Origin of the sequence: Polaribacter sp., from assembly GCF_039939415.1 — a bacterium.
In the GTDB taxonomy this organism is placed as follows: Bacteria; Bacteroidota; Bacteroidia; order Flavobacteriales; family Flavobacteriaceae; genus Polaribacter.
In genome coordinates this window covers 68716-82588 of sequence record NZ_JBDVJE010000074.1, presented here as the reverse complement: position 1 = coordinate 82588, position 13873 = coordinate 68716, and the positions used below count along the sequence as shown (strand labels likewise).

12 protein-coding genes are annotated in these 13873 nt (G+C 27.8%); all 12 read left to right on the top strand.

The window, feature by feature from the left end:
• Nucleotides 1-47: 47 nt before the first annotated feature.
• The 12 genes from ABJG40_RS12610 (at nt 48) to ABJG40_RS12555 (ending at nt 13865) form a co-directional block, all read left to right on the top strand.
• On the top strand, nt 48-3698 hold the full coding sequence (locus ABJG40_RS12610; protein ID WP_348024940.1) for a M1 family aminopeptidase: 3651 nt from the start codon (nt 48-50) through the stop codon (nt 3696-3698).
• Nucleotides 3699-4343, top strand: a complete 645-nt coding sequence (locus ABJG40_RS12605; protein WP_348024939.1) for a lysoplasmalogenase — start codon at nt 3699-3701, stop codon at nt 4341-4343.
• 375 nt (nt 4344-4718) lie between these two features.
• Nucleotides 4719-5804 carry an esterase-like activity of phytase family protein gene (locus ABJG40_RS12600; protein ID WP_348024938.1) on the top strand — a complete coding sequence of 362 codons (1086 nt, stop codon included), beginning with the start codon at nt 4719-4721 and terminating at the stop codon, nt 5802-5804.
• Nucleotides 5805-5807: 3 nt separating this feature from the next.
• The gene (locus ABJG40_RS12595; RefSeq protein ID WP_348024937.1) at nt 5808-6329 is read left to right on the top strand and encodes a hypothetical protein; all 522 of its coding nucleotides are present in this window, start codon (nt 5808-5810) and stop codon (nt 6327-6329) included.
• A gap of 99 nt (nt 6330-6428) precedes the next feature.
• Nucleotides 6429-7304, top strand: coding sequence for a 4-hydroxy-tetrahydrodipicolinate synthase (gene dapA / locus ABJG40_RS12590; RefSeq protein ID WP_348024936.1), 876 nt, complete (start codon nt 6429-6431; stop codon nt 7302-7304).
• Between the two features lie 9 nt (nt 7305-7313).
• Nucleotides 7314-7826, top strand: coding sequence for a ferritin (locus ABJG40_RS12585; RefSeq protein WP_348024935.1), 513 nt, complete (start codon nt 7314-7316; stop codon nt 7824-7826).
• Nucleotides 7827-7944: 118 nt separating this feature from the next.
• Nucleotides 7945-8805 (top strand): outer membrane protein assembly factor BamD, encoded by an 861-nt coding sequence (bamD, locus tag ABJG40_RS12580; protein ID WP_348024934.1) that lies wholly within the window; start codon nt 7945-7947, stop codon nt 8803-8805.
• A gap of 8 nt (nt 8806-8813) precedes the next feature.
• The gene (locus ABJG40_RS12575) at nt 8814-9134 is read left to right on the top strand and encodes a DNA-directed RNA polymerase subunit omega (protein ID WP_348024933.1); all 321 of its coding nucleotides are present in this window, start codon (nt 8814-8816) and stop codon (nt 9132-9134) included.
• Nucleotides 9134-10348, top strand: a complete 1215-nt coding sequence (gene coaBC / locus ABJG40_RS12570; protein ID WP_348024932.1) for a bifunctional phosphopantothenoylcysteine decarboxylase/phosphopantothenate--cysteine ligase CoaBC — start codon at nt 9134-9136, stop codon at nt 10346-10348. Before ABJG40_RS12575 ends, coaBC begins: the two co-directional genes overlap by 1 nt.
• Nucleotides 10341-11231: a DUF4835 family protein gene (locus ABJG40_RS12565; RefSeq protein ID WP_348024931.1), complete on the top strand. Its 891-nt coding sequence runs from the start codon at nt 10341-10343 to the stop codon at nt 11229-11231. Before coaBC ends, ABJG40_RS12565 begins: the two co-directional genes overlap by 8 nt.
• Nucleotides 11232-11302: 71 nt before the next feature.
• Nucleotides 11303-12955: a DNA repair protein RecN gene (gene recN, locus ABJG40_RS12560; protein ID WP_348024930.1), complete on the top strand. Its 1653-nt coding sequence runs from the start codon at nt 11303-11305 to the stop codon at nt 12953-12955.
• Nucleotides 12956-13058: 103 nt separating this feature from the next.
• Complete coding sequence (locus ABJG40_RS12555; RefSeq protein ID WP_348024929.1) at nt 13059-13865, top strand: SDR family oxidoreductase; 807 nt, start codon at nt 13059-13061, stop codon at nt 13863-13865.
• The last annotated feature ends 8 nt before the right edge of the window (nt 13866-13873 follow it).

Sequence of the window (13873 nt, the reverse complement as noted above, 5' to 3'; positions counted from 1 at the left end):
CAGTACGATTAAACAATTTAACAGTTCAACTTTTACACATTTAAATTATGTTTTCAACTATTTTCAAACAAGAATTAAAATATTGGTTTAACAAACCAGCATTTTATATTTATATAGGTATTTTCTTATTATTAGCATTCTTTTTATCAGCTGCAACTGCTGGTTTTTTCGATTCTGTAACAGCCACAACTGGTTCTTCTAGAATTGTAAATTCACCAATAGGTGTTTCAGGTTTATTTAATGCATTAACCATTTTTATTTTCTTCTTATTTCCTTCTATTGTAGGTGTTTCTGTCTTTAGAGATTTTAAGAGTGAGATGCATACAATCCTATATTCTTATCCTTTTACAAAAGCAAATTATTTATTTGCAAAGTTTTTTAGTTCAATAATAGTAGTTACAGTAATTGTATTTTCTATTGCATTAGGTATGATTATTGGTTTTCGATTTCCTGGTACAAATCCAGATCTTGTTGGTTCGTTTAATATAACAACGTATTTACAAACGTATTTTGTTTTTATTTTACCAAATGTTTTATTGTTTGGTGCTATTGTTTTTGCTGTAGTTGCTTTTACTAGAAATATAGCGGCAGGTTTTATTACGGTTATTATATTAATGTTTGGTCAAGGAGTTTTAGAAAGCTTACTTTCTGAGCCAGAACACAGAACTTTAGCTGCAATTTTAGATCCTTTTGGTTCTGCTGCAACTAATTATTATACAAAATATTGGACACCTTCTGAGCAAAATGAATTGCAAATTCCAATTAAAGAAATGATTATTTACAATCGTTTGTTATGGTTGGCAATTTCAACAATTATATTTAGTTTAGTATATAAATTCTTTACATTTAGTCAGAATGCAATTTCTATTTCTTTTAGAAAACCTAAAGCAGAAAGAGTTACAAAAACTAATTTTAGCGGAGTAACAAAAATAGTTTTACCAAAAGTTTCTTATGATTATTCTTTCCTTCAAAACTTAAAAACTACTTGGAAATTATCTAATATCGACTTTAAATATATTGTTAAAAGTTGGGCTTTTATTTCAATAGTATTGGTTGGTATTGTTTTAATAATTGTTGGTTTATCAGAAATTGGTAACCTTTTTGGAACAGCAACTTTACCTGTTACTTGGAAAATGTTAAGTACAGGAGGTGTTTTTGCAGCTTCTATTAATATATGCACATTTTTATATGCAGGTATGTTAGTGCATAGAGCTAAAATTGCCAAAGTAAATCATTTGGTTGATGCAACTCCAATTCCTAACTGGACATTATTATTCTCTAAAGTAATTGCTTTAATAAAAATGCAGTTGGTGTTATTGGCGGTAATTATGGTTTCAGGTATGGTTTTTCAAGCATACAATGGATTTTATAATTTTGAAATAGGCCATTATTTAATGGAGCTATATTTATTAAACTTCTTAAGTTATTTTATTTGGGCATTACTATCAATTTTTATTCAAACTTTAATAGGAAACCCATATTTAGGTTTATTTGTATTATTAGTAATTTCTATTGGGATGCCATTTTTATCATTGGCTGGAATAGAATTATCAATTTATAAATACAATCAAGGACCAAGATTTAGTTATTCTGATATGAATGGATATGGAATTTTAACTCCTTATTTAGTGTATAAAGTTTACTGGGTTTTAGGAGGATTAGTATTGTTAGTTTCTTCTTTTTTATTCTGGGTTCGTGGAATTCCGAGTTCTTTTTTAGAAAGAATTTCTATAGCAAAATCTCGTTTTAAAGGATTTGCAGCAATAAGTTTTGGTGTTTTCTTAATCGCTTTTTTAGGATTAGGATATTCAATTTATCAAGAAACAGGAGCAAAAGGAAAAAAGACTTCATCTAAAGAAGCAGAGTTACAAAGTGTTTCTTGGGAGAAAACCTATAAAAGATATGAAAAATATGCACAGCCAAGAATTGTTTCTGTAAAGACAGATGTAAACATTTTTCCAAAAGAAAGATTGTTTGATGCTTCTGCAACTTTCATTATGGTAAATAAAACAGACACAGCAATTGATACGTTGTTTTTAAATCATAATTCATTAGAATCAACGTTTAATTTTAGTAAAGAAAATACTTTGGTTTTAGAGGATACCATTCAGCATTTTGATATGTATCGTTTTAAAGAGAGGATTTTACCAGGAGATACTTTAAAATTAGCAATTTCAGTAAAAAGTAAAAAGAATACAACCTACAGAAGAAGATCTCCTGTAAGAGAAAATGGAACATTTATTAATAATTTTTCAATGTTTCCTTCTTTGGGCTATAGTTCTCAAGCAGAATTAACAGATAATAAAACACGTAAAAAATACGATTTACCACCAAATGATTTACGTCCTCATCCTTCAGATTCAACAGCTTTAGGTGATACCTATATTTCAAAAGATTCAGATTGGATAGATTTTGAAGCAACAGTTTCTACTTCTAGAGATCAAATTGCAATTGCGCCAGGTTATTTGCAAAAAGAATGGACTGAAGGTAATCGTAAATATTTTCATTATAAAATGGATAGTAAAATATTGAACTTTTACGCTTTCAATTCTGCTAGATATGAAGTTAAAAAAGAAATGTGGCAAGGAATTAGTTTAGAAATTTATTATCATAAAGGTCATGAGTTTAATTTAGACAGAATGATGAAAGGAATGAAAGCTTCTTTAGATTATAACTCTAAAAACTTTAGTCCTTATCAACATAAGCAAGCAAGAATTATAGAGTTTCCAAGAACAGGAGGTAGCTTTGCACAATCTTTTCCAAATACAATTCCGTTTTCAGAAGGTGTTGGTTTTATTGCTGATGTTGATGATAAAAATGAAGATGGAGTAGATTATCCTTTTGCAATTACAGCGCATGAAGTTGCGCATCAATGGTGGGCACATCAAGTTATTGGAGCAGATGTTTTAGGCGCAACAATGTTATCTGAAAGTTTGGCTGAATATGTTTCTTTAAAAGTGTTAGAACATCAACATGGAAAAGGAAAAATGCGTACATTTTTAAAGAAAGCTTTAGATGACTATTTATTGCAAAGAACTTTAGAAAGAAAACGTGAAAATGCGTTAATGTATAATGATGGTCAAGGGTATATTCGTTATCAAAAAGGGTCTTTAGTATTTTATGCCTTAAGTGATTATATTGGAGAAGAAAAACTTAATGGAGCTTTAAAAAAATATGTAGAAAAAGTGAAGTTTCAAGAGCCACCCTACACAACTTCTATTGAAATGGTTGATTATATTAAAGAAGCAACACCAGATTCTTTACAATATGTAATTAAAGATATGTTTGAAACGATTACTTTATATAGAAATAGAATTTTAGATGCAAAATCTACTGAATTAGAGAATGGAAAATACGAAGTAGAAATAGAATTTGAAGTCTCTAAATATAGAAATGATAAAAAAGGAAAACGTTATTATGGAGAGAAAACAGGTGATACTTTATCTTATAAAACAGACAAGATGAAAAAACCAATATTATCTGTTCCATTAGCAGATTATATTGATATTGGTATTTTTACAGAAGAAGAGATTGATGGCGTAACTAAAGAAAAAGAACTGTATTTAAAGAAACATAAGGTTACTGAAATCAATAATAAAATAACAATTATCGTAGATAAAAAACCAACTGAAGTAGGGATAGACCCTTATAATAAGTTAATAGATACTCAGTCTGAAGATAATAGAAGAAAATTATAAATGGCAAAAACTAAAATTTTTTCTATTTTATTTTTAATTGTCGTAAGTCTTCATCTTTTAGGACTTTTACAAAATGATGCTTTGGCATTTTTTACAAAGCCATTTATTACAATTTCTTTAGCAATTGTTTATTTGTCTTCGGTTAAAAAAGCAAATTTTTGGTATGTTTCTGCATTATTTTTCTCTTTTTGGGGCGATACATTTTTACTTTTTAAAGATCAGTTTTTCTTATTTGGATTGTTTTCATTTTTAATTGGGCATATATTGTATATAAAAATATCTTCTGGTTATTTAAAATCAATATCAATGTTTAAAATAATTGGTTTTTCAATTCCTTTTATTTTTTCTTTTGGTAGTGTAGTTTTTTTGATAAAAGACAATTTAGGAGAAATGTTGATACCTGTGATTATTTACGGTATAGTAATTTCTACTTTTGGGTTATTAACTGTTTTAAATTACAATCAAACTAAAAGAAAAGAAAACTTATGGTTGTTTTTTGGAGCCGTAATTTTTATAATTTCAGATAGTTTATTGGCAATTAATAGGTTTTATGAAGCTAGAGAAGTATATGGTATAAGTGTTATGATTACTTATATTTTAGCTCAGTATCTAATATGTAAAGCAATGATGGTTAAAAATTCTTAAAAAAATAATTTTAAGTAAAATAAAAAAGCAGTTACATTTTGTAACTGCTTTTTAAGTTCTAAATAAATAGATATTTTTTATTTATTCTTGTTAATTATTAGCTATTTTAGGGGGGACTAACAATTAGGGGGATAACAAAAAAATTTACTTCATATGTATTAATTTAGGGGAAAATAGTAACTATAATTAAATATTAAATTATAATTACATTACAATATTAAAAAGAATTATTTAAACAAGCAACAAAAAAATATAATTTTTAAAATGAGTATAAAATTAGACTCATATAATTAATTTTATCGAATCTTTTAGCTAAGAATTTATTGTAAAATAGGCATAATGTTTATATTTGATAATTGTAGATTATTATCAAAAATGAAAAATAAATTTATCTTAATTTTATTATCTTTTCTTGTTTATTCCTGTACTAAAAGACAAGATGTTTCACTCAACTTCTTAGATGAGTATATTTTAAAAGATTCTTTGTCTTTTAATAATTCTATTATTGGAGGTCTCTCTGGGGTAGATTACTCTAAAGGCTATTATTATTTCGTTATAGATGATGCTAAAACACCAAGATTTTTGAAAGCTAAAATTAATATTCAAAAAAATAAAATTCAATCTATAGATTTTAAGAAGGTAGTTTATTTAAAAGACTCTACAACTCCTTTTTATAAAGATTACGTTTTAGATTTAGAGTCTATTTTTATAGATGAAGAAACACAACAAGTTAATTTTGTAAGTGAGGGGTCTATAAAAAGGCTTAAAAGTCCTTCTGTTTTTACAACAGATTCTTTGGGTAATTTTATACATAATTATAAAATTCCAGATTATTTTGTTCCAAATTCAATTGTAAAATTAAAACATAATGGTGTTTTTGAAGGGTCTTCAAAAAGTATTGATCATAAGGGTTTTTGGGTAGCAATGGAATCTCCTTTGCTTGTAGATGGAGATGAACCCACTTTAAAAAAAACTTCTTCACCAGTAAGAATTACATATTTTGATAAAGAAAAAAAACAAGCAACAAAACAATATGCATATCAATTAGAAAGTATTTCTAAGCCACCAAAAGGAAATATTAACCTAAATGGGGTAACGTCTATTTTAGAATTTAAAAAAAATAATTTTTTAATAGTAGAAAGAGCTTATCAAAGTGGATATGGAGTTTATGGCAATACTTTAAGAATTTTTCATGCTTCAATTGATGATAAGTCTACCAACGTTTTAGAAATAGAGTCTTTAAAAAAAACAAAATACACTCCAATAAATAAAAGATTGTTACTAGATTTTAATGATATTAAAAGTCAATTAACAGAATCTATAATTGATAATATAGAAGGAATTACTTTTGGTCCCAAATTAGAAAACGGAAATCAATCGTTACTTTTGATTACAGACGATAATTTTCAAGCCTATGGCAGACAAATAAATCAATTTATTTTATTAGAAATTCAGAACTAATTAATGAATTTAAAAAAATTAAAAGAATCTAGGATTAAAAGTAATTTTAATAAAAAACTATCTAAGTTAAAAGGCAGTAGAGAAGTTTCTCAAAATGAAATTCAAACGGTGGCTATTCTAACCACAGAAGAACTTTCAAAAGAAATGGAATTACAATTAGAAATTGAAACAATTTTAGGAGTTAAGAATTCTAAAATATATAGTTTTAAAAAATTTAATAAGTTAGAAGAAGATTCTAATAAAAACTTTACAGAAAAAGATGTAAATTGGAAAGGTGAGTTTATAGCACCTACTTTAAAAAACTTTTTAGAGCAACCATTTGATTTAGTTATTGGATATTTTAATACAGAACATCTTTACTTAGAAAAAGCAGTTTTTCAATCTAAAGCAACTTTTAAGGTTGGTTTTTCTGATGTTAATTCTAAGCTTTACGAAATAGAAATATCAGAGAAAATAGAAAACCTAAAACAATTTTCTTTAGAGCTTAAAAAGTATCTTAAAATACTAAAAAAAATAAAAAATTAAACTTTAAGATTAAAGTTGTTTATTCTTATTAAGAAAATAATTTTTAATGATAAGATTAATCTTAAAAGTGTAATTTTGCATCTTTAAATATACTATAGAATGCAAAAATTTATTGGAACTGGAGTTGCGTTAATTACACCTTTTAATGAAGATTTAAGTGTAGATTTTGAAGCACTAGTTAAATTGGTTAATTATAATATTGAAAACGGAACAGATTACTTAGTTATCAATGGTACAACAGCAGAAAGTGCAACTATTACCAAAGAAGAAAAGCAAGAAATTATAGATGTTATTATTAAAACAAATAATAAACGTTTACCTTTAGTTTTAGGAGTAGGAGGTAATAATACAGCTTTGGTTGTAGAAGAGTTAAAAACAAGAAATTTTACAGGTTTAGATGGTATACTTACAGTAGCTCCTTATTATAGTAAGCCAACTCAAGAAGGCTTTTATCAACATTTTAAAGCTATTGCAGAAGCTACAGATTTACCAATTATTTTATATAATGTACCAGGTAGAACCGCAAAAAACATGGAGCCAGCAACTACAATTCGTTTAGCAAATGATTTTAAAAACGTTGTTGCTATAAAAGAAGCAGGAAATAATGTACAACAGTATTATACTTTAATAAAAGATAAACCAGCAGATTTTTTAATTATTTCTGGTGATGATGATTTAGCTTTAGGAGTAGCTTTAGCAGGAGGTTCTGGCGTAATATCTGTAATTGGGCAGGCATTTCCAAAGCAATTTTCTCAAATGATGAATCATGGTTTACAAGGAAACAATAAAGAAGGTTATAAAATTCATTATAAAATGATGAATATAATAGATTATATATTTGAAGAAAATAACCCTGCAGGGATTAAAACAGTTTTACAAGAATTAAATTTTTGTAAAAACGACGTACGTTTACCATTAGTAAAAGCAAGCGCAGAACTTTCATGTAAAATTGCTAAATTTGTAAGAGAATTTTAATAATATACTATGTTATCAGCTAAAATACAAGACGCACTAAATAAACAAGTAACCATAGAAGCACAATCTTCTCAAGCATATTTGGCAATGGCTTCTTGGGCTGAAACACAAGGTTTTGAGGGGGTTTCTCAATTTATGTATGCGCATTCAGATGAAGAAAGAATGCATATGCTAAAGCTTGTAAAGTTCATAAATGAAAGAGGAGGGCATGCAGTGGTTTCTTCTCTAGAAGCTCCACGTGTTTCTTTTAAATCTTTTAAAGAATTATTCGAAGAATTATTTAATCACGAAGTAGCAGTTTCTGCCTCAATTAATGATCTTGTAGATATTTCTTTACAAGAAAAAGATTATGCTACACATAATTTCTTACAATGGTATGTTTCTGAGCAAATAGAAGAAGAAGCTTTAGCTAGAAATATTTTAGATAAGATTAATTTAATTGGAGATGATAGAAGTGGGTTTTATCTTTTTGACAATGATATTAAACAATTAATTGTAGAAGATACAACACAACAACCTTAACAAACTTTTAGTACCATTTTATAACTTTTTTAAGTCTTTTTTGTTGAATATTGCAATACACAATTTTCTGTGTAAAAAAACGTTTTATTAATCCATATTTAATTCCTAATTTTGCACGATGCAAAAAATTAAAAATTTAGCGTATTTATTGATAGTTTCACTTGTATTATTTTCATGTGGAGAATATCAAAAAGTATTAAACAAAGGTACATCAGAAGACCAATATAAAATGGCAACCAAGATGTACGAAAGTAAAAAGTATAGTAAAGCCTTACGTTTATTCGAAAAAGTTACACCAACTTATAGAGGTAAACCACAGATGGAGCGTATATCTTTTATGATTGCACAATCTAATTTTAACGAAAAAAATTATAGTATAGCAGGTTATTATTTTGATAGATTTGCTAAGAATTACCCAAAAAGTTCTAAAAAAGAAGAAGCCGATTTTTTATCAGCTTATAGTTATAAATTAGCTTCTCCACCTTTTAGTTTAGATCCAACAGATACAAACAAGGCTTTAGAAGCATTTCAAAGTTTTATAAATACATATCCAGATTCAGACAAAATAGATGAAGCTAATATGCATTATAAAGAGTTAAGATATAAGCTTCAGAAAAAATATTTCGAAATTGCTAAAACGTATTACAGAACATCAGATTACGATTTAAGAAACTACAAAGCAGCTATACAGGCTTTCGATAATTTATTATCAGATTATTTAGGGTCAGAATTTAAAGAAGAAGCTTTACTGTACAGACTTAAAGCAGCTCATGATTTTGTTTTAAAAAGTACTGTAAGAAGAAAGCCAGAGCGTATAAAAGACGCAATGGAAGCTTATGAAAAGTTAAAAAGAAATTTTCCTGAATCTAAATTTATGGAAGAAGCAAATAAAATGGTAGTTACATTAAATGCTGAAAAGAAAGTAGCAGAAGATATAATTGCAAAACAAAAAGAATATCAAAAATCATTAAAGAAATAATATTTAAGATGGATTATAAAGATACAAAAGCAGCATTAAGTACTATTACTTATAATAAAGAGGTAATAGAAGCTCCTACAGAAAATATTTATGAGGCTATTTCTATTATTGCTAAAAGAGCCACTCAAATTAATGGTGACTTAAAAAAAGAGTTAGTAGATAAATTAGATGAGTTTGCTACTTACAATGATAGCTTAGAAGAAGTTTTTGAAAACAAAGAACAAATAGAAGTTTCTAAATTTTACGAAAGATTGCCAAAACCAACTGCAATTGCTGTTGAAGAGTGGTTAAATAACAAAGTATATTTTAGAACTCCAGACGCAGAATAATGTCAATTTTAAGTGGTAAAAAGATTCTTTTAGGTATAACTGCAGGAATTGCCGCTTATAAAACGGCTAGTTTAGTTCGTTTATTTATAAAATCGGGCGCAGAAGTCAAAGTAGTAATGACTCCTGCGTCTAAAGATTTTATAACACCTCTTACACTTTCCACACTTTCTAAAAATCCTGTTCATTCTACTTTTTATGATAAAGAAGATGAAGAAAATGAATTGTGGAACAATCATGTAGATTTAGGTCTTTGGGCAGATTATTTGGTAATTGCTCCTGCAACAGCTAATACAATGTCTAAAATGGCAAATGGTACTTGCAATAACTTGTTGTTAGCAACCTATTTATCAGCAAAATGTCCAGTTTATTTTGCACCTGCAATGGATTTAGACATGTATATTCATCCATCTACAAAAGACAGTTTAGAAAAATTACAATCTTTTGGAAACACAATTATACCTGCAACTTCTGGTGAACTAGCAAGTGGTTTAGTGGGTGAAGGAAGAATGGCAGAACCAGAAGATATTGTATTATTTATAGAAAATGATGTACTATCTAAATTACCTTTAAAAGGAAAAAAACTCCTTTTAACTGCAGGACCTACATATGAAGCAATTGATCCTGTACGTTTTATAGGAAACCATTCTTCTGGTAAAATGGGGTTTGCAATTGCAAAAGCAGCCGCTAATTTAGGTGCAGAAGTTTATTTAATTTCTGGTCCAAGTCATCAACAAATATCACATTCTTTAGTACATAGAATCGATGTTGTTTCTGCTGATGAAATGTACAATGCTACTCATAATTATTTTAATGATGTAGATATTGCAATTCTATCTGCGGCAGTGGCAGATTATAAGCCAAAAAATGTTGCTACTCAGAAAATAAAAAAGAAAGATGTTACGTTAGATATTGAGTTAGCACCAACAAAAGATATTTTAGCTTCTTTAGGTAAAATTAAAAAGAACCAATTTTTAGTTGGTTTTGCTTTAGAAACTAATAATGAATTAGAAAATGCTAAAGGAAAGTTAGAAAAAAAGAATTTAGATGCTATTGTTTTAAATTCTTTACAAGATAAAGGTGCTGGTTTTGCAACTGATACCAATAAAATTACTATTATTGATAAAGATTTGAATGAAAAATCATTTCAATTAAAATCTAAAGTTGAAGTAGCAGTAGATATTATAAATGAAATTGTAAAAAAGATAAATGCGTAAACTTGTAGCCTTTTTTCTGTTATTATTATCAGTTTCTGTGATGAATTCACAAGAATTAAATTGTTTAGTTACTGTTAACTATAATCAGGTTCAAGGTTCAAATACACAAGTTTTTAAAACATTAGAAAAATCTTTATCAGAGTTTGTTAATCAAACAAAATGGACTAATAAAGAAGTAAAAGCAGAAGAAAGAATAGACTGCGCACTAACAATTATTATTGCTTCTAGAGATGCAAATACTTTTACTGCAACTTTACAAGTACAATCTACAAGACCTGTTTACGGTTCAACTTATGCATCTCCAGTATTAAATTTAAAAGACAACGATTTCAATTTTAAATACAATGAGTTTGATCCTTTAATCTATAATAAAAACTCTTTTGATAGTAATTTAGTTTCTACTATTGTTTTTTATGCAAATATTATATTAGGTGCAGATGCAGATACCTTTAAAAAGAATGGTGGAGAGCCTTATTTAAAAGAAGCACAAAACGTAATGTTACAAGCCCAACAAAGTGGATTAGCTTCATGGCAAAATGTGGTTGGTAAACAAAATCGTTTTTTATTAATTGATAATTTTTTATCACCTAAACTTACAACTTATAGAACGGTTTTATACGATTATCATAGAAATGGTTTAGATAATTTTTCTAAAAATAAAAATGCTGCAAAACAAAAAATTGAAGATGTAGTAATTTCTTTAGACAGAATTTATAATAAAACTGTTGGTAACTACTTAATACGTTTGTTTTTCGATGCAAAAGCAGATGAAATAGTTAATATGTATACTGATGATTCTAATACTAGAAATCAGAATAAACTAACTGAAGTGGTTAGAAAAATTTCACCAAACAACAATTCTAAGTGGAAGAATATTAAGTAAAACTTAATTTCTTATTATTCTTTAATCTTCATTCAATTTTCACTAATTTTAATTTTTAAAATTCAGAAAATTTGTTAGCACAACTTTCCATAAATAACTACGCATTAATCAATCAATTATCTATTGATTTTTCATCTGGACTTTCCATAATTACAGGAGAAACAGGTGCAGGAAAATCGATTCTTTTAGGAGCTTTAGGTTTAGTTTTAGGTAACAGAGCAGATTTATCCTCATTAAAAGATACAACTACAAAATGTGTTGTAGAAGCTAAACTTGCGATTTCTAATTACAATTTAGAAGATTTTTTTAATGAAGTAGATTTAGATTACGAAGCAGAAACAATTATTAGAAGAGAAATTCTTCCTTCAGGAAAATCGAGAGCATTTGTTAACGATACACCAGTTACGTTGTCTGTATTAAATCAATTAAGAACAAAATTGATTGATGTACATTCTCAGCATCAAACAATGCAATTGTCTGATAATAATTTTCAATTTTCTATTTTAGATGCTTTAGCAAAGAATCAAGCTAGAATTGCTTCTTATAAAAGAGGTTTTGCAAAACTAAATCAATTAAAAAAAGAACTAAGTTTCTTAGAAGAAGAAAAGAAAGAAGCCAATCAACAATACGATTATAATTTACACCTTTTTAAAGAGTTAGAAGAAGCTAAAATTCAGGTTGATGAACAAGAAGAATTAGAAGTGAAGTTAGAAAAACTTAATAATATTGAAGATATTAAGTTGAATTTATCTGAATCTTTAGAGCTCACCATTAATGAAGAAATTGGAATTCAGAATTTATTGAATACTTTAGAAAATAGATTATCTAAAATTTCAACGTTTTCAAAAGAATATCAAGAGCTTTCAGATAGAGTTACCTCTGTAAAAATAGAAATTGATGACGTTGTTGCAGAGTTAGAAAATGCAAATGAAAATGTAGATTTTAACCCTAATGAAGCAGAAGAAATCAATGATAGATTACAATTATTGTACAATTTACAGAAGAAACATGCTGTAGGTAATAATACAGAATTAATAAGTATTTTCGAAAAACTTTCAAAAAAAGTAGCACAAGTAGCATCTGCAGATGAAGTTATCAATCTAAAACAAAAAGAAATAGATGATGTCTCTGAAAAGTTAGACAAAGTTGCAGATTTAATTTCAAATGCAAGAACCAAAACAATACCTAAATTAAATAAACAATTACAAGTTTTATTAACAGATTTAGGAATGGAAAATGCTCGTTTTTCAATAAAAATTACACCAACTAAAAATTATTTTGCTAACGGAAAAGACGAATTAGAATTTTTATTTTCAGCTAATAAAGGAGGTAGTTTTGGAGAGTTAAAGAAAGTAGCTTCTGGTGGAGAATTATCTAGAATTATGTTGTCTGTAAAAACTATTTTATCAGAAAACACACAATTACCAACCATAATTTTTGATGAAATAGATACAGGAGTTTCAGGTGAAGTTTCTAATAAAATTGCAGCAATAATGCAACAAATGAGCGCGAATATGCAGGTAATTGCAATTACACATTTACCTCAAATTGCTGCAAAAGGTGTAAATCATTACAAAGTATTTAAGAAAGAAATAAAAGGAGTAACGACCACTAATTTAAAACTTTTATCTAAAGATGAAAGAGTGAATGAAATAGCAGAAATGTTAAGTGGTAAAGATATTTCAGAGTCTGCTTTAACACACGCAAAAGAACTCTTAAGTTGATAAATAATGTCAGTTCGAGCACAGTCGAGAACTAATTTATAATATCAATATTCACATAACAGTGGTCACTAAAAACAAATAACCAACAACCAACAACTAAATAATGTACAACTTACTAAAAGGAAAAAAAGGAATCATTTTTGGTGCTTTAAACGAAAACTCAATTGCTTGGAAAACAGCAGAAAGAGCTCATGAAGAAGGAGCGAAGTTTGTATTAACAAATGCACCAGCATCTATCAGAATGGGTAATTTAGATGATTTAGCTAAAAAAACGGGTTCTCAAATTATTCCTGCTGATGCAACTTCAGTTGAAGATTTAGAAAATTTAATAGAGAAATCTATGGAGGTTTTAGGAGGAAAAATCGACTTTGTTTTGCACTCAATTGGTATGTCTGTAAATGTACGAAAAAAGAAACCTTACACAGATCCTAACTACGATTACACCAAAAAAGGTTGGGATGTTTCTGCGGTTTCGTTTCATAAATTATTAAATGTTTTGTATCATAAAAATGCCATGAAAGAGTGGGGTTCTATTGTTGCGTTAACGTATATGGCAGCTCAAAGAGTTTTTCCAGATTACAATGACATGGCAGATAATAAGGCATATTTAGAGTCAATTGCACGTAGTTTTGGCTACTTTTTTGGTAGAGATCACAAAGTACGTGTCAATACAATTTCGCAATCTCCAACTGCTACAACTGCTGGAAATGGCGTAAAAGGTTTTGACGGATTTATCAATTATTCAGAAAAAATGAGTCCTTTAGGCAATGCATCTGCCTTAGAATGTGCAGATTATACAATTACCCTATTTTCAGATTTAACAAAAAAAGTTACGTTGCAAAATTTATTTCACGATGGTGGGTTTTCTAATATGGGTGTAAGTACAGCTGTTATGGAAAAATTTGAGTAATTTTTGTC